The following is a 22,818-nucleotide window of genomic DNA, read 5'->3' as shown; positions in this document are numbered from 1 at the left end:
ACGCGTTGGCGGATGTCAGCGCCGGGATGCCCGCGCCCGGAGAACGACGGCGGCCAGGACGCCGCCCGCGGCCCCGCCAAGGTGGGCCTGCCAGGAAACGTAACCGGCGATGTTCGGAATGATCCCGAAAAGGATGCTGCCGTAGGCCAGGAACAGCACCACCGAGAGAAGGATCTGCCACCAGCTGCGGTTGAAGAATCCCCGCACCAGGAGAAAGGCGAACAGGCCGAAGACCAGGCCGGACGAGCCCACGGTGACCCCGCCGGCGCCGATCAGCCAGACGGCCAGCCCGGAGCCCAGCCAGCTGCAGGCAACGGCCGTGAGGAAGACCCGGAGCCCGGACAGAAACACCAGGAACCCGAAGATGACCAGCGGCAGCGCATTGGACAGCACGTGGTTGAGGTTGGCGTGCAGCAGCGGGAAGGTGAACACGTCAAGGATTCCGTCGGCGCTTCTGGGCCTGAGCCCGAAGACGCCGTTCAGCGAGTGCAGCAGCACCGTGTTGAGCAGCTCGATAGCGAACAGGAGCGCCACGAACGATCCCACCACCAGCAGCCCGCCCTTGGCGCGGGCGGCAGCCGTTTGCCTGGTGGGTGCCTCTCCCGGGCTGTCCAGCATGGCGTCTCCTAGTGCACGACGATCGGCTGGAAGCCCTCGGCGCGGAGAGCGCCGAGGACCTGTTCGCCGTGCTCGTGGCCCTTGGTCTCGAGGTTCACGGTGATGGAGACGTCGCCCATGCTGATGGAGCCGCCCACGCGGGTGTGGTCGAGGCCCGTCACGTTGGCGTCGTTCTCGGCGATGATGCGGGCGATGGTGGCGAGCGAGCCCGGGCGGTCATCGAGCATCATCCGCACGGTCATGTACCGGCCGGCGGCGGAGAGGCCGCGCTGGATCACCTTGAGCATCAGCATGGGGTCGATGTTGCCGCCGGACAGGACGACGGCGGTTGTTCCGGGGTTCTCGATCTTGCCGTCCATGAGGGCCGCCACGCCCACCGCGCCGGCAGGCTCGACGACCATTTTGGCGCGTTCCAGCAGGAAGATCAGGGCCCGGGCCAGGGAGTCTTCGCTGACGGTGACCACATCGTCCACCAGTTCGCGGATGATGCTGAACGGCAGCTGCCCGGGCCGGCCCACGGCGATGCCGTCGGCCATGGTGGAAACCTTCTTGAGCGGCACCAGGGCGTCCGCTGCCAGCGACGGCGGGTATGCGGCCGCGTTCTCTGCCTGCACGCCGATGATGCGGATCTCGCGGCCGAGCTCCTTGGCGCGGGCCTTGACGGCCACCGCGACGCCGGCCAGCAGGCCACCGCCGCCGACGCCCATCAGGATGGTGTCGACGTTGGGCACCTGCTCCAGGATCTCCAGCCCCAGGGTGCCCTGGCCGGCCACGACGTCCACGTTGTCGAAGGGGTGGACGAAGACCGCGCCGGTGTCGTCGGCATAACGCTGGGCCTCTGCAAGGGCTTCATCCACGTTGTGTCCGTGCAGGACAACTTCGGCGCCGTGGCTGCGTGTCGCGGCGAGTTTGGGCAGTGCCACGCCGAGCGGCATGTAGATGCGGGCCTTGATGCCCAGGCTCTTGGCGGCGACGGCCACGCCCTGCGCGTGGTTGCCGGCGGAAGCCGCCACCACGCCGCGCTTCTTGTCCGATTCGGAAAGGCGCGCCATCCGCACGTAGGCGCCGCGCACTTTGAAGGAGCCGGCGCGCTGCAGGTTCTCGCACTTGAAGTAGACTTCGCCGCCCACCATGCGCCCCAAGGCCCGGGAGGACTCCACCGGGGTCCGCGCAATAATCCCGTCCAGCAGCTTCTGCGCCTCAAGGACATCGTCCAGCGTGACGGGAAGGCTTTCGGGGGTGTTCACGAACTATTCTCCTTTGGGTGAATCGACGTCGGCACCGGGAGCGGCCTTGCCGCCCGGGGTGCCGTGTGCAGTGCCGGCCGCGTTGCCGTGGCCGGAATGCGAGCCCGGCAGCCGGGCTTCTTTGAAGGTGTTGTCCTCTTCGGCTGAGGCCAGGTCTGCGGTACCCGCGGCAGCCGGCACAAGTTCATGTTCCCACGTTCTGGCAGCAATATACCGAATCGCCGAATTTGCTACGGCCAGGATAGGTACCGAGAACAGCGCCCCGGGGATGCCGGCGAGGTAGGAACCGGCGGCAACGGACAGGATCACGGCCACCGGATGCAGGGCGACGGCTTTGCCCATGACCAGTGGCTGCAGGATGTGGCTTTCCAGCTGCTGCACCAGCAGCACGATGCCCAGCATGATCAGTGCGTTGACCGGGCCGTTGGCCACCAGGGCCAGCAGCACCGCGATGGCGCCCGTCACGAGCGCACCGACCACGGGGATGAACGAGCCGATGAAGACCAGCACGCCCAGCGGCAGGGCCAGCGGGACACTGATGATCGCAGCGCCGACGCCGATGCCCACGGCATCCACGAAGGCCACGAACATCTGGATCCGCGCATAGCTGACCATTGACGCCCAGCCGCGCCGGCCGGCGCCGTCGGCGGGGATCCGCGCCTGCCGAGGGAGGAGCCGGACCAGGAACGCCCAGATGCGGCCGCCTTCGAGGAGGAAGAAGATGAGGATGAACAGGGCCAGGACCATTCCGGCCGCAAAATGCCCGGCCGTGCTGCCGAAGGAGAGCGCGCCGCTGAGGATGCTGCTGCTGTTGTTCTGCAGGGCGGCCGTGGCCTCCTGGATGTACTGGTCGATCTGCGCCGCACTCAGGTGCAGCGGCCCCTGCGACAGCCAGTCCTGAATCTGCTGGACCCCGGTCAGCGCCTGGCTCCACAGCTCCTGGAAACCGAGGGCCAGCTGCCGGCCCACCAGGGCAAGGGAACCGGCGATGAGCCCGATGAAGCCCAGGATCGTAATGGCGACGGCGGCCCCGTTGGGGACGCGCGATTCGCGCAGCCTCCGCACCACGGGGTTCAACAGGCCGGCAAGCAGAGCGGCAACCATGACGGGAATAATGAGGAAGCTGACCTTGGCCAGCAGCCAGACCAGGGCACCGGTGATCAGCAGGATCAGCCCCAGCCGCCAGGCCCATGCCGCCGCAATGCGCACGCCGTAGGGAATGTCCTGCTCAAGGTCACGGTCGGTCCTGATGCGCCGCGGTTCCAGGCGCCCGAAGGGCCGGGCAGACACCGGTCTGCTCGCCCCGCCCGTGGCACTGCCACTGCCCGTCGTGCCGGCACTCGTGTTGGCTGCGTCGTCTGGTGTGGCGTCCTGTGCTGGCGTCATAGCCCAATACTTCCCTAGCCGCCCGGCTATGGGAAACGCGCCACGGCCCGACTGGCACTGCTCCAACTGTCCGCTGCGCGGGTCGATCCACTGGGCAGGTCAGCCACTCCTCGGCTTAGGCACCAGCCAGGTCAGCGCGGATACCCCAGGTGATGGTGAACGAGTCACCGGGCGTCAGCCAGCGGAGGCTGTCACCGGAGTTGAAGGCGTTGGCCGGACCCGTCATCGGTTCCACCGCCACGGCCGCGGGCCGGCCCGGGTAGATACGGCTGACAAACACGTGGACGAACGGGCAGGTCTCGTCCTGCCACAGGCTGACGCTGCGGCCGTCCGGTGCGGTCAGCGTGTGGCGGGCGATCCCGCCGTCGAACGCCAGGCCCGTCAGTGCGGCGTCGAGATCCAGGTCCCCCACCGTTCTCCCCTGGCGCAGGTCGCTGTCCGCGGACACGGGTTCGGAGCTGCGCGGGATGAGCCGCTCATCCGCCACCAGCCGCGTCGCGGCATCCACCGTCAGAGTGAGGGTCTCGGAGGGGACGTCGCCGATCCGGAGATACGGGTGGGCGCCCAGCACGAACGGCGCCTCGGCCTCGGAATCGTTGACCAGCGTTTGCCGCACCTCCAGGCCCAGGTCCTCGGCCAGGGAGTACTCCACGCGGTGCCGCAGCAGGAAGGGGTAGCCGTGCTGGGGGAAGACGGTGGCCTCGAGGGTCACGGCAAACTCCGATTCGGCGACCAGGGCGTACGACGCGTTGCGCAGGAGCCCGTGGCTGGCGTTGTTTTTGGAAACCTCGGTGATGTCCAGTTGCTGCTTCTTGCCGTTCAGGTGCCAGACGCCGTCCTCTACCCGGTTGGCCCACGGCGCCAGGGTGATGCCCGTGGCGCCGGGCGGAATGTCGGCGTCCCCGTAGGACTCCGTCAGCTGGACATCCCCGCGGCTGTACCACCGCAGCCCGGCGGCCAGCTCGGTGACCACGGCGAGCGCATCGCCCCGCCTGAGCTCGTACTGCCTGCCCGTGGCGTAGCGCTGCTGGGCAGTGTGGGTATCGCTGGCCGTGGGAAAATCGCTGGTTTCGGAAGTCGCACCGGAAGTCATGGACCTACCGTACAACGCACGCCCCGCAACGCATGTACCGCCCGCCGGGAGCACTTCCTGTTATTTTTTGTTAGAAAGTATTTGTTTTTGATCGCTTTGTGCCACAATGGGAACAGCCACCAGCAGTGACCGCGCACACAGGCTTCCGAGCCCACGAGGAAGGAGGAGCACCATGCTCGCGACGCAGCGGCAACACCGCATCCTCCAGGAGCTCGACGCCGAAGGCACTGTTCGCGTGGCGGCACTGGCCGACCTGCTCCGCGTGTCCGAAATGACCGTCCGGCGCGACATCGACGCGCTCGATGCCGAAGGCCAGTTGCTGCGGGTTCATGGGGGTGCCACACGTGCTGCGGCGTTCGGTGCGCTCGAACCGGGGTTCGGCGCCAAGTCGGCCCGGGAAACGGAGGCGAAGCGGGCCATCGCCGCGGAGGCCCTCACGCTGCTCCGCCCCGGCATGACCCTGCTGGTTTCCGGCGGCACCACCACCCATGAGCTCGCGCGGCTGCTCCCCCGGGACCTCGGGCTCACGGTGGCCACCAACTCCCTCATGGTGGCTAGCGCCCTGGAGCCGGCAGGCGACGGCGGCATCCGGACCGTGGTCCTGGGCGGCCAGCGCACTCCCTCCGAGGCCCTGGTAGGCCCGGTGGCGGTACACGCCCTGGACACCCTGCATGCCGACCTGTGCTTCATGGGCGTGCACGGCTTCGACCCGAAGGCCGGCATCACCTCACCGAACCTCCTCGAGTCCGAGGTCAACGCCGCCATGATCGCGGCGTCGGACAGGTTGGCAGTGCTCGCAGACGCCACGAAGTACGGGATGGTGGGGCTCGCCGGGATCGCCCCGCTGTCAACCGTCGGCACCCTCATCACCGACGACCGGATCAGCACAGGCTCCGCCGGCCCTGGCGCCGAGGGCTTGCTTCGGCAGTCCGTCGGGGAGCTGCGGCTGGCGCCCATGAAACCGGTACCCGCCCCGGGGATCCCCGCTCCCGCAACACCAGACCCCTTAACACCAGCCCCCTCCATTCCCCGCCTCGCGGACGGCCAGACGCCGTCGGCTACCGCGTTCAAAGGACACGACGCATGACCCACATCACCAGCACCCAGCTCGCCGACGGCCGCGAATTGCTTTATTTCGACGACGCCGGCTCAACCCGCCGGCGCTCCGTCGAGGCGAGCCAGGACCGAAGGGACCTCCCGCCCCGCGGGGAGCCCGGCGAAGTCCGGTACGACGCACTGACCGGCGAATGGGTGGCCGTGGCCGCGCACCGGCAGACGCGCACGCACCTGCCGCCCGCTGACCAGTGCCCGATCTGCCCCACCACGGACGCCAACCCGTCGGAGATCCCTGCCCTGGACTACGACGTCGTGGTGTTCGAGAACCGCTTCCCCTCCCTCGGCCCGGCCCTGGGCCCGGTTCCCGCCAACCCTGGCTGGGGTACCACGGGTCCCGCTTTCGGACGGTGCGAGGTTGTCACCTTCACGCCGGAACACACCGGGTCCTTCAGCGGCCTGAGCGAAACCCGGGCCCGCACCGTGGTGGAGGCGTGGGCGCACCGGACGGCAGCCCTCAGCGCACTGCCCGGGATCAAGCAGGTTTTTCCGTTCGAGAACCGTGGCGCCGACATCGGCGTCACCCTGCACCACCCGCATGGCCAGATCTACGCCTACCCCTATGTCACGCCGCGCGCCGCCGTCATGGGCGCCGCCGCGCGCAGGTTTTATGACGACGCCGGCGGGCGGCAGACGCTGACGGGCTCGCTGCTGCGCTCCGAACGGGAGGACGGCAGCCGGATGGTGCTGGAAAGCGACAGCTTCAGCGCGTACGTTCCGTTCGCGGCCCGGTGGCCGCTGGAGGTCCATCTCGTTCCGCACCGCCAAGTCCCCGACCTGGCCGGGCTGACCGGGGAGGAGAAGGACGAGCTGGCCCACGTCTACCTGGACCTGCTCAAGCGCCTCGACGCCCTCTACCCCACCCCGACGCCCTACATTTCGGCCTGGCACCAGGCCCCTGTGGATGACCTGCTGCGCCCCGCCAGCTACCTGCACCTGCAGCTGACCTCACCGCGCCGCGCGGCAGACAAGCTCAAGTTCCTGGCCGGCTCCGAGGCGGCCATGGGTGCCTTCATCAACGACACCACCCCCGAACAGGTGGCCGAGCGGCTCCGCTCGGTGACCGTTCCGGCATCCCCGGCCGAGGCGCTCGCTCCGGCCGCACCGGGCCTCGTCGAAGCCGGCCTCACTGAACCAGACCTCATCGAAGGAGCCCACGCATGACCGCCCCCGCCGCCGCCACCGACCTTGAGGCCCGGTTCTCCGCCGCGTTCGGCCGCCAGCCCGACGGCGTGTGGCGGGCCCCCGGCAGGGTCAACCTGATCGGCGAACACACGGACTACAACGAGGGCTTCGTGCTGCCGTTCGCCATCGACAGGACCGCCCGCGTCGCGGTGGGGGTCCGCCCGGACTCCACCCTCCGGCTGCTCTCGACCTACGGCGACCAGGGAATCACGACGGCGGACACGGCTTCGCTGGCAGGCCCGGCGGCCAAGGGCTGGACCAAGTACCCGCTGGGCGTCATCTGGTCCCTGCAGCAGCGCGGCATCGACGTGCCGGGCCTGGACCTGCTGCTGGACTCCGACGTACCCCTCGGCGCCGGGCTGTCCTCCTCGCACGCCATCGAATGCGCGGTGATTTCGGCACTCAATGACCTCACCGGCGCAGGCCTGGGACCGGAGGACATGGTGCTGGCCACCCAGCGCGCGGAGAACGACTTCGTCGGTGCGCCCACGGGCATCATGGACCAGTCCGCCTCGCTGCGCGGCTCGAAGGGCCACGCTGTGTTCCTGGACTGCCGCGACCAGAGCGTCCAGCTGGTCCCCTTCGAGGCCGAGGCTGCCGGCCTCGTCCTGCTGGTCATCGACACCAAGGTTTCGCATTCCCACGCCGACGGCGGCTACGCGTCCCGCCGTGCCTCGTGCGAACTGGGCGCCGAGGTGCTGGGCGTCAAGGCTCTGCGCGATGTCACACCGGGTGACCTGGAGGAAGCCAGCGGGCTGCTGGACGAGGTCACTTTCCGCCGTGTCCGGCACGTCGTCACCGAGAACGACCGCGTGCTGCAGACCGTGGAACTCCTAGGACAGCAGGGCCCGTCGGCAATCGGTGCCCTGCTCGACGCCAGCCATGCATCCATGCGCGACGACTTCGAAATCTCCTGCGCCGAACTCGATCTCGCCGTCGAGGCCTCCCGGGCAAACGGCGCCATCGGCGCCCGGATGACCGGCGGAGGTTTCGGCGGCGCCGCCATCGCCCTGACTCCGGTAAGTGAGGAGCAGCAGGTGCGCACCGCCGTCGTACGGGCCTTTGCGGATGCGGGGTACACCGCTCCGGACATCTTCACGGTCACCCCGTCGGCCGGGGCCATGCGGCTGGCGTAGCTGATCATGCGGGGGTACGGGCGTAGGCTGGTCGCATGCCCGAAGCAGTCATTGTTTCAACCGCCAGGAGCCCGATCGGCCGTGCCTTCAAGGGCTCACTGAAGGACGAGCGGCCGGACGATCTGGCCGCGGCCATGGTCCGGGCGGCGCTGGCCAAGCTGCCGGCATTCGACCCCACCGGGGACAGCGGGCCCGGCCTGGACGACCTGTACCTCGGCTGCGCCGAACCGAGTGGTGAGGCGGGTTCCAACATGGCCCGCGTCGTCACCATCCTCGCCGGCCTGGACAACGTCCCCGCCGCCACGGTCAACAGGTTCTGCGCCTCCAGCCTGCAGACGCTCCGGATGGCTTTCCACGCCATCCGGGCGGGCGAGGGCCAGGCGTTCGTGGCGGCCGGCGTCGAGGCCGTGTCGCGCTACCAGGAATGGGCCGGGGCGGGCGAAACCGGCGCCGGGAACCACAACCCGCTGTTCGAACCGGCCCGCCAGCGGACGGCCGCACGTGCCGAGTCGAACACGCCCTGGACGGATCCCCGGCTGGGCGGCCGCATGCCGGACATCTATATCGCCATGGGCCAGACGGCCGAGAACGTGGCCACCTCCTACGGGATCAGCCGCGCGGACCAGGACGAGTGGGCCGTGCTGAGCCAGAACCGGGCCGAAGCCGCGATCGCCGCCGGATTCTACGCCCGCGAAATCACACCGTATGAGCGGCGGGACGGAGCGGTGGTGGACCGGGACGATTCGCCGCGGCCCGGCGTGAGCCTGGAAGCCGTCAGTGCCCTGCAGCCGGTGTTCCGGCGGGAGGGCACGGTCACGGCAGGCAATGCGTGCCCGCTCAATGACGGCGCCGCCGCCCTGGTCATCATGAGCTACGACCTGGCCAGGGACCTGGGGCTGGAGCCGCTGGCCAAGATCGTCTCCACCGGAGCCACCGCGCTGTCCCCCGAACTGATGGGGATGGGGCCGGTGGAAGCCTCCCGGCAGGCGCTCGCCCGCGCCCGCCTGGACATGAACGACATCGACCTCGTGGAGCTCAATGAGGCCTTCGCCGTCCAGGTGGTGGCCAGCGCCCGCGAACTCAAGATCGACCCGGCCAAACTCAACGTGCACGGCGGCGCCATCGCGCTGGGGCATCCGTTCGGCATGACCGGTGCCCGGATGACCACCACGCTGCTCAACGGCCTGCGCGAGACGGACGGAACGCTAGGCCTGGCCACGCTCTGCGTCGGCGGCGGGCAGGGCATGGCCGTGGTGCTGGAGCGCCTCACCTAGCCTGGAGTTTTTGTCCACTTGTCGCGACTTTAGGGCCCCGAAGTCCTAATAAGTGGACAAAAACTCCAGCCTTAACCCGAGAGTGGGCCCCGCCGGTTGGCTGGGCCCACTCCCTGTTGGTGCTTTGAACTCTTAATCGTCGCCGCGGAGGATGGCCAGCAGGCGGATGATTTCCACGTACAGCCACACGAGCGTGACGGTCAGGCCGAAGGCGGCGGTCCAGGAGAAGCGCTCCGGGGCGCCGTTGCGGACGCCTTCTTCGATGTTGGTGAAGTCCATGACCAGTGAGAACGCGGCCAGCCCGATGGCCAGAATGCCGATAACGACGCCGATGATTCCGCTGCGCAGGCCGAACGGTTCATTTGTCAGCCCTGTCATCATCATGACCATGTTCACCAAGGAGAACAGCGCGTACCCGACGATGGCGATCATAAAGAACTTCATGGCCTTGGGCGTGGCCCGGACCTTGCCGCTCTTGAACAGCAGCAGCGTCACGGCAAACACGGACAGCGTGCCGACCACGGCCTGCAGGCCGACTCCGGGGTACATGGTGTCGAGGACACGGGTCAGGCCGCCGAGGAACAGGCCCTCCAACGCGGCGTAGGCCAGGATGAGGGCCGGCGACGGCTGCTTCTTGAACGTGTTGACAAGGGCAAGGACAAATCCGCCGAGTGCGCCGACGATCATGAGCATGGATGCCAGGCCCAGGGCCACCGACAGGGTGACCGCGGCACCGACGACCACGGCGCCCAGGCAGACCGCCGTCTTGACGATGACGTCGTCAAAGGTCATCCGCCCGGTTTCAGCCGGGCCGGCAGCAGGCCGGTTGTACATCTGCTGCAGCTGGTCGTCGGACATGCTCTGCTGGCCGTAGCCGGGCTGGCCATAGCCCTGCTGGCCGAACTGGTTCTGGCCGTAGTTGTTGTGGCCGTACGCCTGCGGGACAGGCGGTGCCTGGGTGGCTCCACGGAAATTTTTTCCGTTGAAGATCGGGTTTCCGCCAAGTGCCATTGCGGGTGTCCTCCATGTATGGGGTTGAGTGATGAATCTACTGCTCACGCTATCAATTCCCACGGATCAGCGGCACGGAAAGTTCCGGTTCGGGACGAGCATTTGAGTTGTTACCGGATCGCTATCTGATGGTCAGCTCCGCCCACGCGGTTTGTACTGCTTGCGCTGTACGATAAGCGGGTCAGGGTGACGGATATCACAGCTAGTCAAGACCCGCTCCACCAGCACGGATATCCGCCGCCCTCCGTTCGCAGCGGCTGCAATGACGCGGCCGCAACCACCCCCACGTGGAGGTTTTCAATTTGAGACGCACACCGAGAGGCCTGCCTATCCGGCGGCCGGCCGGGCTGCTGAAGGTATGGGGGGCCATTGCCTCCGCCGTCGTGGCACTTCTGCTGGTCGCAGCGCCGGCATCGCAGGCCGGCACTCCAGCTCCGACGCCACCCCCGTCGAACCAGCAGTTCCAGAACAGCATCAGCGGCTTCCTCCGCGACGATTCACGGCGCCCCCTCGAGGGCGTCAAGATCACCGCGAAGAGCGGTGACTTCACCGGCGAGGCAACCTCGGGCGCCAACGGTTCCTGGCGGATAGGCGTTCCCACCCAGGGCGCCTGGGAAATCGAACTGGACGAATCGACGCTCCCGGAAGGCATCAAGCTCGCCGACGGCCAGGCCAATCCCCGCAATGTCACGTTCGGCCAGACGTCAAACCTCTCGGTTATCTTCGCCTTCGGCAAGGGCATCGTGGTGCAGCAGCAGGACTTTGGCCAAAACCTGCTCAACAGGCTCGTGGCCGGCCTCAGTTTCGGGCTTCTGCTGGCCCTCGCCTCGGTGGGGCTGTCCCTGATCTTCGGCACCACAGGGCTCACCAACTTCGCACACGGCGAGATGGTGACCCTCGGCGCCGTCCTGGTCTTCGGATTCAGTGCCATGAACCTGCCATTCTGGCTGGCCGTCATCCTGGCGCTCGTCGGGGGCGGACTCCTGGGCTACGTGCAGGACGCGGGGCTGTGGCGTCCCCTGCGCCGCCGCAGCACCGGTCTGGTGCCCATGATGATCGTCAGCATCGGACTGGCCCTGGCGGTCCGCTACATCATCCAGTTCTTCTTTGGCGGAGCCACCCAGCAGCTGCCGTTCGCGCAGAGTGCGGAAATCCAGATCGGCCCGGTCTCCATCTCCCCCAACAACCTGTGGTCACTGATCATCAGCGCCGTCGTGATTGCCCTCATCGGCGTTGTGCTGCTGAAGACGAGGCTGGGCAAGGCAACCCGGGCGGTGGCCGACAACCCCGCCCTTGCCGCCGCCTCGGGCATCGACGTCGACTCCGTGATCCGGATCGTCTGGATCACGGGCGGCGTACTGGCCTCGCTCGGAGGCATCCTCTGGGCCTATTACCGCCCCGGGGTGACCTTCGACATGGGCTCGCAGATCCTCCTGCTCATCTTTGCCGGTGTAACCCTCGGCGGTCTCGGTACCGTATTTGGCGCCCTCATCGGATCCGTAATCGTCGGTATCTTCGTCGAACTGACCACCGTCTTCGGCCTGGCAGCCGACCTCAAATACGTGGGAGCACTCTTCATCATGATTGTTGTCCTCTTGTTCAGGCCCCAGGGCATTCTGGGCCGTCGCGAGCGCGTGGGTTAGGAGACAGCCATGGACTTCGGATTCATCCTTTCCAGCGCCGCGGCGGAACTGTTCAGCCCAACGACGGCGGCCTACGCCCTCGCGGCGCTCGGCCTCGCCGTGCACTTCGGCTACTCGGGCCTGCTGAATTTCGGCCAGGCCGGCTTCATGGCCGTGGGGGCCTACGGCTTCGCCATCTCCACACTCAGCTTCCGCGTGCCCTTCTTTGTGGGCCTCCTTATCGCCGTCGTCTGCTCCGTACTCTTTGCGCTGGTGCTGGGCATTCCCACCCTCCGCCTGCGGGCGGACTATCTGGCCATCGTCACCATCGCGGCGGCGGAAATTGTCCGCTACGTCGTGACCACCAACCAGCTCACCTCCGTGACCGGTTCCGCCAACGGGCTCGCCGCTTTCGAGGGCGGGTTCTATACGATGAACCCCTTCCCTGAGGGCACCTACTTCGGCATGAATAACAGGGACTTCTTCATCCGGATCGTTGGCTGGGGCCTCGTGGCGGTCGGCTGCGTCCTTGTCTGGCTCCTGATGCGCAGCCCCTGGGGACGCGTGCTGAAGGGCATCCGCGAGGACGAGAACGCGGTGCGCTCACTCGGCAAGAACGTTTACGCCCACAAGATGCAGTCGCTGGTGATCGGCGGCATCTTCGGCGCCCTGGCCGGAATGATCTTCACGCTCCCACGCGGTGCCGTGCAGCCTGCCAACTATGGCACCGAGCTGACGTTCTTCCTGTGGACCTGCCTGCTGCTGGGCGGCATGGCCACGGTCCTGGGGCCGGTGATCGGCGCCATGATCTTCTGGGTGGTCCTGTCCCTCACACAGGGCGTCCTGTACGGTCTCATCGAATCCGGCGCGGTGACCTGGCTGACCACGGTCCAGGCCGGCCAGCTGCGCTACATCCTGGTGGGCGTCGCCCTGATGCTGCTGATGATCTTCCGGCCGCAGGGTGTCTTTGGCAACAAGAAGGAGCTCGCGTTCGCATGAGCAAGCACAGCGAAGAATCCATGGAAGAGGGCGTCGACTACATGACGGACACCCGGCCGATCGCCGTTGGGGACAACGCCCCCGGCTGCAAGAAGCGGGACCCGATCGTCGTCGCCGAAAACGTGACCCGCAGCTTCGGCGGCATCAACGCCGTCGATGTCGAATACCTCGAGATCCCGCGGCACAAGATCACAGCGCTGATCGGCCCCAACGGGGCCGGCAAGACCACCCTGTTCAACTTGCTCACCGGCTTTGACACACCGAACTCCGGCAAGTGGCAGTTTGAGGGCCACAGCATCGCCGGTGTTTCCTCTTACAAGGTGGCCCGGATGGGCATGGTGCGCACGTTCCAGCTCACCAAGGTGATGGGCAAGCTGACGGTCATGGAAAATATGCGCCTCGGCGCCGCGAACCAGCCGGGCGAGCGGCTGTCCAAGGCCCTGTTCAAGAACATCTGGGGTGGCCGCGAGAAGGAAATCACGGAGCACGCAAACGTCCTGCTGGAGAAGTTCAAGCTCGACACAAAGAAGGATGACTACGCGGCGTCGCTGTCCGGCGGCCAGCGCAAACTCCTGGAAATGGCCCGTTCCCTGATGGTCCGCCCCAAGCTGGTGATGCTGGATGAACCCATGGCCGGCGTCAACCCGGCGCTGACGCAATCACTCCTGGACCACGTCAAGAACCTCAAGTCCGAGGGCATGACCGTCCTCTTCGTGGAGCATGACATGCACATGGTCCGCCACATCGCGGACTGGGTGGTGGTCATGGCGGAAGGAAAGATCGTGGCTGAGGGACCACCGGGCGAGGTCATGAAGGACCCCGCCGTCATCGACGCCTACCTTGGCGCGCACCACGACGTCGACCTCGGCGGCACCGAGGGGATCAAGGCTCTGGAGCGGGAACTCGCGGCGGACGAGGAATCCATCGTCGGCACGGAAAACGCGGGCATCATCGCCGTGGACGCCGTCCTGCCAGAGTTGAGCGGCCCGGGTCCCGATGACGGACGAACAGGTGCCGGTTCCACAGTTGTCGGCCAGCCAGAAAAGGACAAGGAATGAGTGCCACGAGCGCGGCCCCGGCCGCAAGCAGCGCTGCCGAGGACGGCGTCGTCGTCAAAGTCACCGATCTGGTGGCCGGCTACCTCCCCGGCGTCAACATCCTCAACGGGTGCAGCATCGAGGCACGGAAGGGCGAACTGATCGGGATCATCGGCCCGAACGGGGCCGGCAAGTCAACACTGCTGAAGGCCATGTTCGGCCTGGTGAAGGTTCACTCGGGTTCTGTGATGGTCAGGGGGCATGACCTCACAGGGCTGAAGGCCAACAAGCTCGTGACCCAGGGCGTCGGTTTCGTGCCGCAGACCAACAACGTCTTCGCCACCCTCACCATCGAGGAAAACATGCAGATGGGCATGTTCCAGCGGCCGAAGGACTTCGCCGAGCGCTTCGACTTCGTCACGAGCCTTTTCCCGGAGCTGGGAAAGCGCCGCGCACAGCGTGCAGGCTCCCTTTCTGGCGGTGAGCGGCAGATGGTGGCGATGGGACGGGCCCTCATGATGGAGCCTGCCGTGCTGCTGCTGGATGAGCCTTCTGCGGGCCTCTCCCCCGTCAAGCAGGATGAGACCTTCCTTCGGGTGCACGAGATCAACCGGGCCGGCGTGTCCGTGATCATGGTGGAGCAGAACGCGCGCCGCTGCCTTCAAATCTGCGATCGGGGCTACGTCCTGGACCAGGGCAGGGATGCGTACACCGGCACGGGCCGCGAGCTGATGAAGGACCCCAAGGTCATCCAGCTGTATCTGGGAACGCTCGCCGACGAGGACTGAAATCCTCGATCACACAGAAGCCCCCCGTCCGGCTGGACGGGGGGCTTCTGTGTGAAGTTTGGGAAGCAGGCTTACAGCTTGCCGAATTCCTCCTTCGCGGGCTGGGGCTTGTTGCTGTCGTCATACTGGTAGATGCCGATGTAGGCTTCCGTGGGGTCACCGGCATCAGAGAACGTGACCGGACCGGACTGGCCGTCGTAATCGATGTCCTTGCCATTGCGGAGCAGCGTGATGCAGGACGGGAAGGTGTTGCACTTCTCGCCGCCTTCGGAGACTGCCTTGAGCTGCTTGGCGATGTCCGTTCCCTTTGTGCTCTTTGCCGCCTCCGCTGCAAGGGCGGTCATGTTGACGGCGTCGTACGCCTCGCCTGCATAGTTGAACGTTCGGAGAGCGGGGTCAATTGCAAGGAGTGACTTCTTGAAATCTTCCTTGGCAAAGGTCCCGGGCTGCGTACCGCGGGCACCCTTGAGCGTGCCGGCCTTAAAGTCCTTGCTGTAGTCGAAAAGGTTGCCGTCTACGAGGAACAGCTGTTCCGCCTTAATGCCCTTGCCCGTGAGCAGCGGAATGATGCTCTTGGCTTCGTCGAAGGTGATGAGTGCGATGGCGTCCGGCTTAGCCGCAACTAGCGCATCAACCTGGCTGCTGAACTGCGAATCGCCGGTGTTGTAGAGCTGCTCAGCCACGACCTGGCCGCCGGCAGCGGTGAAGGCCGCCTTCACGTTCTTCTGGAGGCCGGTGCCGTAGGCGTCGTTCAGGACCATCATGCCCAGCGTCTGGGCGCCGCAGGTAGCCATGTAGTTACCCAGGACTTGACCCTGCAGGACGTCAGAAGGAGCCGTACGCCAGTACAAGCCCTTATCATCCCAAGTGGTGAAGTCCGGAGAAGTGTTGGCCGGCGAAAACTGCAGAACACCGGCTCCGGTGATCTGGTTGATGACCGTCTTTGACACGCCCGAGGAGGCCGCCCCGATGACGGCGCTGACGCCCTGGCCCAGCAGAGCCGTGGTCGACTGGGTGGCGATGTCGGTCTTGGTGTCGCCCGAATCGCGGTGGACCACCTGGACGGGCTTGCCGAGCACACCACCGACGGCGTTGATTTCCTTGATGCCGAGGTTAACGCCTGCGATCTCGGGCGGGCCAAGGAACGCCAGCGACCCCGTCGTCGGCAGAAGCGATCCGATTTTCAGCGGAGTGGGGGTGGTTGTTGTTGCTGCCGGCACGGCGCCGGTCTCGGTGGCGGTGCTGGACGCCCCGGCCGTGTCACTGGGTGCAGGGCACGCGATGCCGCCGGCCGCTGCGGAGGATTCTGTCGCGCTCGGGGTGGAACCGCCACCACAAGCCGTGGCCAGAAGGGCGACGCCGATGCTAAGCACTGTGAGCTTAGCGACCCGTGGCGCCGTCTGGGGGAGTGAAATCATTTAGAGTCTCCTCGATCGAAAGGTGCGAACGGCCTTTGATGCGATTTTGGTCAGGGGTTCCTGAGTTAAGTTCAAGCTAATGCAATTTGGGCGTGAAAATAAGTGACTAAGGTCACATCCTCATAACACTCGTTGCATATTGGAACACCGGCGGCGCGGAGGAGAAAAGTTGTACCCCAGGTGGGACTCGAACCCACAACACGCGGATTTTAAGTCCGCTGCCTCTGCCAATTGGGCTACTGGGGCGCCCGGTCAATCGTATCGCCTCAGAGGGAGGCCAAAGGCCCCGCGTAACGGAATGTGCCGTGGACCCCGCCGGGCCACACGGCGAGGGGCAGCAGCTGGAAATGGTCGCGCCAGTTCCTGTCCGGTGCCTCGACGCCCAGGGACGACGCCGGAACGAAGCCGAACCGCGGGTAGTACTCGGGGCTTCCGAGCAGCGCGATGCCCTTCTCCCCCGCGGCGTTCGCACGGACGACGGTTTCGCGCATCAGCGCCGAACCGATGCCGTGGCGCTGCAGCCGGGGCGTCACGCCGATGGGCCCGAGGCCCAGCAGCTCAAGGTCCTCCACCCAGGCACGGGTGCTGATCACGTGGCCGACGATTTCGCCGTCGAGTTCTGCGACGATGCTGAACTCCGGCAGGTACTCCTCGGCGACGAACAGCTCGCGGAGCACCCTGACCTCAACGGGCTCCCCCGCCACCGGCAGCCCGGTGACCGGGGAAACGGCGAACGCGTCGGCGGTCAGGGCAAGGATGGCGTCGCGGTCCCCGGGCCGCTCGCTGCGCAGCAGCACTTCGCGCACCGGCTCGGGCTCTGGGGCGTTGGCGGCCGAGAGCTCGGCCAGGACCTCCAGCGCCCGCGCCGAGTCAGCCATCGGCACCAGCAGATGATCGTGGTGGAAGCCGGCCAGCACGTTGCAGCTGATCCGGGCCTGGGACAGCGCCCTGCTGACCGACGCCGTCAGGCCCACCGCTTCCAGCGCCGAGTGGACCTCCAAACTGATCCAGGCAGCCACGAAATCGTAAGGCAGCTCCAGCCCATCCGCTTCGGCCCGGGGCAGGACCACCGTGAGCCCCTCGGCCTCCCGGACGGCAGCCTCAATGTGCCCCGCCAGCGGCTTGCCGTGCGGCCAGAGAACGTAGACGTACTCCCCTTCCCGGAGCACCGGACGCATCGAGGCAAGGAGAGTTTGAAGGTTCTTTTCACCCGTCATGGAGCCAGTCTATGTGTGCACCGTGTCGTGCCCGGGAGGGTGCACCGGGGAAGACCACGCGGGAAAAGCGAAAGCGGCCGCTCCCCGGAAGGGAACGGCCGCCGTCGTTATTCTTGCCTAAACGCTGCTACTTGGCTTCAGCCTTGACAGGATCCTTGACGCCGCCCTGGGCAGGGGCCGGAGCCGGCGCGGCAGGTGCGGCGGGAGCCGCAGCAGCGGGCTTCGGAGCCGGGGTGGCGGCGGCCACGAAGGCGCCGCGCGGGTTGTCCAGGTCCGGCAGCTGCGTGGTGTCGCGGCCCGCGAAGAAGCTCAGGATCCAGTTGACGATCACGCGGAACTTGCGCTCGAACGTCGGCATGGCCATGCCGTGGTAGCCGCGGTGCGCCAGCCAGGCGAGGGGGCCCTTGAGCCCGATGCGGCCGAGCAGATTGATGTTGGCGACACCCTTCCACTCGCCGAAGCCGGCCACAGCGCCGAGGTTCTTGTGCTTGTAGTCCACCAGCGGCTTGTCCCAGCGGGAAGCCCACAGGTTCTTGGCGAGGCGCTTGGCCTGGCGCAGCGCGTGCTGGGCGTTGGGAACGCAGGTGCCGTCCGGCAGGCCGCCGCCCGTCAGGTCGGGAACCGCGGCGATGTCACCGGCGGCCCAGGCGTTGTCGATGATGCCTTCGTCGCCCGAGATGCGCAGGTCCGGCAGAACGCGGACGCGGCCGCGGGGCTCCAGCGGGAAGTCGGTGGAGCGGACCATCGGGTTGGCCTGGACACCGGCAGTCCACACGAGGGTGTCGGTTTCGAATTCCTGGGCGGGCGTCTTGTCCGGCAGGTTGATGAGCTTGAGGGAACCCTCGGCGTTGTCCAGCGAGGTGTTCAGCAGGACCTCGATGCCGCGGCTGCGCAGGTGCTCTACAACCCACTCGGCCTGCTTCGCGGTGACCTCGGGCATGATGCGGCCCATGGCCTCGACCAGGACGAAGCGGACTTCCTCCTGCTTGACGCGCGGGTTGTTCTTGACCGCCGCGCGGGCAAGGTCTTCCATTTCGGTGATGCACTCGATGCCGGCGAAGCCGCCACCCACCACCACGAAGGTCAGGGCGCGGGCGCGTTCGGCGGGGTCGGTCATGGTGGAGCCGACCTCGATGCGGTCAAGGACCTTGTTGCGCAGTGCAACGGCTTCCTCGATGGTCTTCAGGCCGATGCCTTTGTCCGCCAGGCCCTTGATGGGGAACGTGCGGGTGATGGCGCCGGCGGAAAGCACGACGTCGAAGTACGGCACCTCGAAGTTGTCGCCACCGTCAGCCGGGGCAACCACGGCCGTGCGGTTGGCGTGGTCGATGGATACGACGCGGCCCTGAATGAGCTCGGTCTGCTTGAGGTGCTGGCGGTGGGAGACCACTGCGTGGCGGGCCTCGATGTTTCCGCCGGCAACTTCCGGCAGGAAGGGCTGGTAGGTCATGTAGGGCAGCGGATCGACGACGGTGACGATGCCGCCTGCGTTCGCGATCTTCTTCTGCAGTTTGAGGGCTACGTAGAGGCCGACGTACCCGCCGCCGACGACGAGCACACGCGGACGATCCTGGAGCTGTGGGGTGGTTGCCATAACTCCAGAATACAGTACTTTGTGAAAATCTTCACTAACTCGGGCGGTCTGCCGGATCCACCCTCGTCACCGCACCGGTTTCCGGCTCCTCCGCTCCCCCGCCCGAGGCCCGGTAGGCCCGCCGCAGCTGGACGGCGCCAGCCGCAATAATGGCTATGAAGAGCGCGCCGAATCCGATGACCACTGCCGCCGGCAGCGCACTGTCCAGCTGTGACGGCGGCACGGCGACCGGCACCGTCGCCTTGGGCAGCGTGGCCTGCGGGGCGGGGGCTGCGGTCGTCGGCTCGGGAGCGGGAGTAGCAAAGTTCCCGCGCCGGTGGACGCGGATCCACTCGGCGATGGAACCCAGCGGGTTGGCCTTCGTTTCGGCCACATCGCCCTTGAGCGCCGCCTCCGCATTGAGGACCCCGAAGCCGTACAGCGGGTCCTTGCCCGGTGTCCCCTCGTCCTTGGCGGTGGAGACGATCCTGTTGATGACCTGCTTGGCGCTCATCTCCGGCCACTTGGAGCGGATCAGGGCCGCAACGCCGGAGACGATGGGAGTGGCACCGGACGTGCCGGCCCATTCCGCGTAGCTGCCGCCGGGCAGTCCGCCGGCAAGCTTCTCCGCCGGTGCGGCCACGCCGATGCTGATGCCCTGGGAGGAGGAATCGGTGCTCGCCTGTCCGGTCCGGTCCAGGCCCGCGACGGTCAGTACGCCGGGGATGGTAGCAGGAGCCCCCACCTGAACGTTGCCGCCGACGCGGTTACCGGCCGCGGCGACAATGACCACGTCCTTCTGCTCGGCGTACAGAAAGGCGGCGTCCCAGCTTTGCGGCCACTCCGGCGACGTGCTGCCCAGCGATATGTTAATGACCTTTGCGCCATTGTCCACAGCCCAGCGCACAGCCTCCGGGATCTGGTCCTGGTCGCTCTTGCCGCCGGGATTCTCCGATCCCAGCCAGGTGGATACGGAGAGGATCTGGGCCTCGGGCGCCACACCCATGATGCCGTCGGGCAAGGGTTTGGATGCCGTTGCAGTGGCGTTCTGGGAGGGCTTGGCGCTGGCCGATGTCTTCTTCGGCGCCTGGTGCCCACGGCCCGCAAGCATGGTGGCCACGAGGGTGCCGTGCTCGGGCTTGGCACCGATGCTCTTCTCGCCGTCGGGGGCGCCGGCACCGGAGACGTCATGGCCGCCGGCCAGCACGCCCTTGAGGTCAGGATGGCTTCCGTCCACGCCGCTATCGATCACAGCGACCTTCACGTTGGCGCCTTTGGAGACTTCCCATGCCTTGGTGATGCCGGCTTCCTTGAGCCAGTACTCCTTGTCCCGCCAGGAATCGGCCTGCGCGGCGGGTGCGGTGGCGACGGCGGACGCGGCGATGCCACCGGCAAGCACCCCGGACAGAAGGGCCGAGACCGTCCGGCGGAGCCGGGCTCTTGCTCTGGTCATTCAGGATCCAATACTCGGTTAACTCGGTGCCTCGGCACTCAGGGCAATTCCGTCAAGAATATCGTGCTCACTGGCGGTGGCCGTAATTATGCGGCCGCCGCTCAGCTCACCCATGCGGGTGAGGATGCGCCGCCAGACCAGCGCGCCGGCGCCGATGACGTCCACCCGGCCGGGGTGCATGTACGGCAGAGCCGCCCGCTGAGCCCGGGTCATCTGCAGCAGATCGGTGGCCGCGGCTTGGACCGCGGAGATGGACAGTTCTGCGCCGTGGATGGCCCCCGGCAGGTATTCCGGAAGCCTGAGCGCGTGCGCCGTGATGGTGGTGATGGAGCCGGCAACCCCGACGACGGCGGTGCTGCGTTCCAGCGGAACGGCCAGTCGCGCTTCGGCGATGGCGGCGTCGACGTCGGCCTCCGCGGCGGCGATCTGCTCAGCCGTGGGCGGGTCCGATGTGAGGTGGCGTTCGGTGAGCCTGACGCAGCCGATGTCCACGGACCTAGCGGCGATCACGCCGCTGGCGTCGCCGAGCACAAACTCCGTGCTGCCGCCGCCCAGGTCCACCACCAGCACCTTGTCCTCTGCCGCAATGGGCAGCACGCTGCTGGCACCGGCGAAGGAAAGCGCGGCTTCCTCGCGGCCGGTGATCACCTCGGGCTCCACCCCGATGAGGTTCTGGATGCCGTCCACGAAGACCTGGCGGTTCCGGGCGTCCCGGCTGGCCGAAGTGGCCACAAACCGGACTTTCTGGGCCTGGTACTCCCGGATGAGCGCCGCATAGTCGGCCGTCGCCGCAAAGGTGCGCTCCAGCGCTTCGGGCGCCAGCTCGCCGGTGGCGTCAACGCCCTGGCCGAGCCGCACCACACGCATTTCACGCACGACGTCGGTGAGCTTCGTCGTTCCGTTGCTGCGGTCAATATCGGCGATGAGCAGGCGGATGGAGTTGGTTCCGCAGTCGATGGCGGCCACGCGGGTCATGCGCCGGCCTCCGTTGTTGCGTCCGTCTTGGAATCAGCTGCTTTGTCAGTCGTGGATTTGCGGACGGGCGCCGGCCGGCCGACGATGTCCGGCAGGCCCTGTGGGCCGTGGCGGCTGAGATCCCTGGACGGCGCTTCGCCGGCTGTATCCCATGCCCCCTCGCAGTAGCAGCGCTCGGCGGTCCACCATTCGCTGATGGCTGCGATGGCTTCGTCGCCCAGCGGATTCACCCCCGGCCCGGCGGCCAGCGAATGTCCTACCAGGACGTGCAGGCACTTGACGCGGGTGGGCATGCCGCCGGCCGAGACGCCGTCGATCTCCGGGACGGCGCCGATCCCCGACCGTGCCCCGATTTCCGCGCGGGCGGCCAGGTAGGCCTCGTGGGCGGCCCGGTAGAAGGCTGCCAGGGACTCGTCGGCGGCAAGCCTGTCGTTCATGTCGTTCATGAGACCGGCCGCCTCAAGGCGGGAGACCGCCGATGTGATGACGGGGTGGGTCAGGTAGAAGGTGGTGGGGAAGGGAGTTCCGTTGCTGAGCCGCGGGGATGTAGCGGCCACAAGCGGGTTCCCGCAGACGCAGCGCGCCGGGATTTCCACAACGTCACGCACCGGCCTCCCCAGCTGGCGGCTGAGCACATCGAGGTCCTGTGCCGATGGCTGCCTGGAGTCACCGGGGGCGGTTGCCGTGTTGTCGTCCACTGGCGTGGCCGTCCTTCCTGCCCGGATCTGGCTGCACCGAAATTCCGGTAGGCAGTCCCGCGGCGGGCGCCGCTCCTAGTCTGTTGCCGAGCGCCTGATGGACTCCCAGAGGGAATCCACCCAGGGCACGTCGGCTGGGTCTTGTGTTTCTGATGCACTGGGCTGGCTGCCTGATGCGCCGGCCGGCAGGTCGCTGCCGAAAACCCAGTAGCCGGTCTCACCCGGCATAACCATGTTAATGCGGTCCCGTGCCTGCTGCTTGACGTAGTTGGGATCCTGCCAGCGCGAGACCTGCCGTTTGAGGTTGTCCTGGTTCGCCTTGCTGTCCGAGATGTCCGACTCCAGGGCCGCGATTTCCGCCCGCTTTTCGATAAAGATCTTCACGGTGGGGGCCAGCATGATGGTGATGGCAACCATCACCACGGCCAGCGCCAGCATGCGGCCAGAGAACGCTTTGGCAGGAACGGGGTCGAGGTTGTCTTCCCCGGCGGTGAGGGCAGACGATCCGGACTTCCCGCGGCTGCTGCCTGTCTTCCCGGCGCTGGCTTTGGTGCCCGCGCCAGCTTTAGGGGCAGCGCCAGCTGCTGCACCGGGGCCCTTCGTACCTGGGCCCTTCACACCGGCGCCCGTGGCACCCGTGCCTGTGGTCCTCGAACCCGTGGAACCGGTGGAACCGGTGGAGCCCGTGACAGTCCTGCTACCAGCGCCGGGTTTGGCACCTGCACCGTTGGCCCTGCCCGCCGCTTTGGCCTCGTGTCCCGTTCCCGTCCCGGACTCGTGGGTGGCGTGCGCCGAGCGCGGGCCACCAAAGTCCGCCTGGATGACGTCTCCCCCGGCCGATCCGGCGGAGGACTGCTGTGCTGGTGGGGTCACCCTGGGAACTTTGGGACGGCGGGTAGCCATGACACTCCTGTAACGTGTGGGCGCCTAAAACAAAACCGGTGGCTATGGTCTTTCCACCATAGCCACCGGTCA

The 22,818-nt window shown here is 67.0% G+C and carries 20 protein-coding genes and 1 tRNA gene; 8 read left to right on the top strand and 13 right to left on the bottom strand.

Annotated features, from left to right (window positions below; translation table 11 throughout):
- Positions 1 to 15 precede the first annotated feature (15 nt).
- The 4 genes from CXZ05_RS00430 to CXZ05_RS00415 form a co-directional block, all read right to left on the bottom strand.
- The gene (locus tag CXZ05_RS00430; RefSeq protein ID WP_102970659.1) at positions 16 to 618 is read right to left on the bottom strand and encodes a rhomboid family intramembrane serine protease; all 603 of its coding nucleotides are present in this window, start codon (positions 616 to 618) and stop codon (positions 16 to 18) included.
- A gap of 8 nt (positions 619 to 626) precedes the next feature.
- Positions 627 to 1,865: a threonine ammonia-lyase gene (ilvA, locus tag CXZ05_RS00425; RefSeq protein ID WP_102970658.1), complete on the bottom strand. Its 1,239-nt coding sequence runs from the start codon at positions 1,863 to 1,865 to the stop codon at positions 627 to 629.
- A gap of 3 nt (positions 1,866 to 1,868) precedes the next feature.
- On the bottom strand, positions 1,869 to 3,251 hold the full coding sequence (locus tag CXZ05_RS00420; protein WP_258006386.1) for an AI-2E family transporter: 1,383 nt from the start codon (positions 3,249 to 3,251) through the stop codon (positions 1,869 to 1,871).
- 115 nt (positions 3,252 to 3,366) lie between these two features.
- Entirely contained in the window at positions 3,367 to 4,344 is a 978-nt protein-coding gene (locus CXZ05_RS00415) for an aldose 1-epimerase family protein (protein ID WP_102970657.1), read from the bottom strand.
- Between the two features lie 172 nt (positions 4,345 to 4,516).
- On the opposite strand from CXZ05_RS00415, the gene CXZ05_RS00410 reads away from it, so the two are divergent.
- From CXZ05_RS00410 to CXZ05_RS00395, 4 genes are read left to right on the top strand one after another with little or no spacing between them, the layout of a single operon-like run.
- Complete coding sequence (locus CXZ05_RS00410; RefSeq protein ID WP_102970656.1) at positions 4,517 to 5,431, top strand: DeoR/GlpR family DNA-binding transcription regulator; 915 nt, start codon at positions 4,517 to 4,519, stop codon at positions 5,429 to 5,431.
- A complete protein-coding gene (gene galT / locus CXZ05_RS00405) occupies positions 5,428 to 6,621 on the top strand; it encodes a galactose-1-phosphate uridylyltransferase (RefSeq protein ID WP_102970655.1) in 1,194 nt (397 codons plus the stop codon). Before CXZ05_RS00410 ends, galT begins: the two co-directional genes overlap by 4 nt.
- Positions 6,618 to 7,778 (top strand): galactokinase, encoded by a 1,161-nt coding sequence (galK, locus tag CXZ05_RS00400; protein WP_102970654.1) that lies wholly within the window; start codon positions 6,618 to 6,620, stop codon positions 7,776 to 7,778. Before galT ends, galK begins: the two co-directional genes overlap by 4 nt.
- 35 nt (positions 7,779 to 7,813) lie before the next feature.
- Positions 7,814 to 9,052, top strand: coding sequence for an acetyl-CoA C-acetyltransferase (locus CXZ05_RS00395; protein ID WP_102970653.1), 1,239 nt, complete (start codon positions 7,814 to 7,816; stop codon positions 9,050 to 9,052).
- 132 nt (positions 9,053 to 9,184) lie between these two features.
- Here CXZ05_RS00395 and CXZ05_RS00390 read toward each other — a convergent pair whose 3' ends face one another.
- Positions 9,185 to 10,063 carry a Bax inhibitor-1/YccA family protein gene (locus tag CXZ05_RS00390; protein WP_102970652.1) on the bottom strand — a complete coding sequence of 293 codons (879 nt, stop codon included), beginning with the start codon at positions 10,061 to 10,063 and terminating at the stop codon, positions 9,185 to 9,187.
- A gap of 347 nt (positions 10,064 to 10,410) precedes the next feature.
- On the opposite strand from CXZ05_RS00390, the gene CXZ05_RS00385 reads away from it, so the two are divergent.
- The 4 genes from CXZ05_RS00385 to CXZ05_RS00370 are packed head-to-tail and all read left to right on the top strand — an operon-like array spanning position 10,411 to position 14,509.
- Positions 10,411 to 11,706 (top strand): branched-chain amino acid ABC transporter permease, encoded by a 1,296-nt coding sequence (locus tag CXZ05_RS00385; RefSeq protein ID WP_180987220.1) that lies wholly within the window; start codon positions 10,411 to 10,413, stop codon positions 11,704 to 11,706.
- A gap of 9 nt (positions 11,707 to 11,715) precedes the next feature.
- On the top strand, positions 11,716 to 12,684 hold the full coding sequence (locus tag CXZ05_RS00380) for a branched-chain amino acid ABC transporter permease (RefSeq protein ID WP_102970650.1): 969 nt from the start codon (positions 11,716 to 11,718) through the stop codon (positions 12,682 to 12,684).
- A complete protein-coding gene (locus tag CXZ05_RS00375; RefSeq protein ID WP_102970649.1) occupies positions 12,681 to 13,742 on the top strand; it encodes an ABC transporter ATP-binding protein in 1,062 nt (353 codons plus the stop codon). The genes CXZ05_RS00380 and CXZ05_RS00375 overlap by 4 nt, the downstream gene beginning before the upstream one ends.
- On the top strand, positions 13,739 to 14,509 hold the full coding sequence (locus CXZ05_RS00370; protein WP_102970648.1) for an ABC transporter ATP-binding protein: 771 nt from the start codon (positions 13,739 to 13,741) through the stop codon (positions 14,507 to 14,509). The genes CXZ05_RS00375 and CXZ05_RS00370 overlap by 4 nt, the downstream gene beginning before the upstream one ends.
- Before the next feature lie 71 nt (positions 14,510 to 14,580).
- Here the strand turns inward: CXZ05_RS00370 and CXZ05_RS00365 are convergent, their stop codons facing one another.
- From CXZ05_RS00365 to CXZ05_RS00330, 8 genes are all read right to left on the bottom strand, one after another.
- On the bottom strand, positions 14,581 to 15,927 hold the full coding sequence (locus tag CXZ05_RS00365) for an ABC transporter substrate-binding protein (RefSeq protein ID WP_102970647.1): 1,347 nt from the start codon (positions 15,925 to 15,927) through the stop codon (positions 14,581 to 14,583).
- A 172-nt stretch (positions 15,928 to 16,099) separates the two neighbouring features.
- Positions 16,100 to 16,173 (bottom strand) — tRNA-Leu (locus tag CXZ05_RS00360).
- Between the two features lie 20 nt (positions 16,174 to 16,193).
- Positions 16,194 to 17,144 carry an N-acetyltransferase gene (locus CXZ05_RS00355; RefSeq protein ID WP_102970646.1) on the bottom strand — a complete coding sequence of 317 codons (951 nt, stop codon included), beginning with the start codon at positions 17,142 to 17,144 and terminating at the stop codon, positions 16,194 to 16,196.
- A gap of 127 nt (positions 17,145 to 17,271) precedes the next feature.
- Positions 17,272 to 18,738: an NAD(P)/FAD-dependent oxidoreductase gene (locus tag CXZ05_RS00350; protein ID WP_102970645.1), complete on the bottom strand. Its 1,467-nt coding sequence runs from the start codon at positions 18,736 to 18,738 to the stop codon at positions 17,272 to 17,274.
- A gap of 34 nt (positions 18,739 to 18,772) precedes the next feature.
- A complete protein-coding gene (locus tag CXZ05_RS00345; protein WP_102970644.1) occupies positions 18,773 to 20,170 on the bottom strand; it encodes a S8 family serine peptidase in 1,398 nt (465 codons plus the stop codon).
- Between the two features lie 18 nt (positions 20,171 to 20,188).
- The gene (locus tag CXZ05_RS00340) at positions 20,189 to 21,145 is read right to left on the bottom strand and encodes a Ppx/GppA phosphatase family protein (RefSeq protein ID WP_102970643.1); all 957 of its coding nucleotides are present in this window, start codon (positions 21,143 to 21,145) and stop codon (positions 20,189 to 20,191) included.
- Complete coding sequence (locus tag CXZ05_RS00335) at positions 21,142 to 21,843, bottom strand: DUF501 domain-containing protein (RefSeq protein WP_180987206.1); 702 nt, start codon at positions 21,841 to 21,843, stop codon at positions 21,142 to 21,144. Before CXZ05_RS00335 ends, CXZ05_RS00340 begins: the two co-directional genes overlap by 4 nt.
- Before the next feature lie 75 nt (positions 21,844 to 21,918).
- A complete protein-coding gene (locus CXZ05_RS00330) occupies positions 21,919 to 22,746 on the bottom strand; it encodes a septum formation initiator family protein (RefSeq protein ID WP_102970641.1) in 828 nt (275 codons plus the stop codon).
- Positions 22,747 to 22,818 lie beyond the last annotated feature (72 nt).

This window comes from Arthrobacter sp. AFG20 (genome assembly GCF_002892795.1).
GTDB lineage: Bacteria > Actinomycetota > Actinomycetes > Actinomycetales > Micrococcaceae > Arthrobacter.
The sequence above is the reverse complement of the archived record's forward strand: the minus strand, read 5'-3'. Positions and strand labels throughout refer to the sequence as shown.

Coding starts and splice junctions, on each gene's coding strand:
- CXZ05_RS00395 (WP_102970653.1), top strand. CDS start 7,814: ATGCCCGAAGCAGTCATTGTTTCAACCGCCAGGAGCCCGATCGGCCGT.
- CXZ05_RS00375 (WP_102970649.1), top strand. CDS start 12,681: ATGAGCAAGCACAGCGAAGAATCCATGGAAGAGGGCGTCGACTACATG.
- galT (WP_102970655.1), top strand. CDS start 5,428: ATGACCCACATCACCAGCACCCAGCTCGCCGACGGCCGCGAATTGCTT.
- CXZ05_RS00420 (WP_258006386.1), bottom strand. CDS start 3,251: ATGACGCCAGCACAGGACGCCACACCAGACGACGCAGCCAACACGAGT.
- CXZ05_RS00380 (WP_102970650.1), top strand. CDS start 11,716: ATGGACTTCGGATTCATCCTTTCCAGCGCCGCGGCGGAACTGTTCAGC.
- CXZ05_RS00365 (WP_102970647.1), bottom strand. CDS start 15,927: ATGATTTCACTCCCCCAGACGGCGCCACGGGTCGCTAAGCTCACAGTG.
- CXZ05_RS00390 (WP_102970652.1), bottom strand. CDS start 10,063: ATGGCACTTGGCGGAAACCCGATCTTCAACGGAAAAAATTTCCGTGGA.
- galK (WP_102970654.1), top strand. CDS start 6,618: ATGACCGCCCCCGCCGCCGCCACCGACCTTGAGGCCCGGTTCTCCGCC.
- CXZ05_RS00430 (WP_102970659.1), bottom strand. CDS start 618: ATGCTGGACAGCCCGGGAGAGGCACCCACCAGGCAAACGGCTGCCGCC.
- CXZ05_RS00340 (WP_102970643.1), bottom strand. CDS start 21,145: ATGACCCGCGTGGCCGCCATCGACTGCGGAACCAACTCCATCCGCCTG.
- CXZ05_RS00370 (WP_102970648.1), top strand. CDS start 13,739: ATGAGTGCCACGAGCGCGGCCCCGGCCGCAAGCAGCGCTGCCGAGGAC.
- CXZ05_RS00350 (WP_102970645.1), bottom strand. CDS start 18,738: ATGGCAACCACCCCACAGCTCCAGGATCGTCCGCGTGTGCTCGTCGTC.
- CXZ05_RS00355 (WP_102970646.1), bottom strand. CDS start 17,144: ATGACGGGTGAAAAGAACCTTCAAACTCTCCTTGCCTCGATGCGTCCG.
- CXZ05_RS00345 (WP_102970644.1), bottom strand. CDS start 20,170: ATGACCAGAGCAAGAGCCCGGCTCCGCCGGACGGTCTCGGCCCTTCTG.
- CXZ05_RS00410 (WP_102970656.1), top strand. CDS start 4,517: ATGCTCGCGACGCAGCGGCAACACCGCATCCTCCAGGAGCTCGACGCC.
- CXZ05_RS00415 (WP_102970657.1), bottom strand. CDS start 4,344: ATGACTTCCGGTGCGACTTCCGAAACCAGCGATTTTCCCACGGCCAGC.
- CXZ05_RS00330 (WP_102970641.1), bottom strand. CDS start 22,746: ATGGCTACCCGCCGTCCCAAAGTTCCCAGGGTGACCCCACCAGCACAG.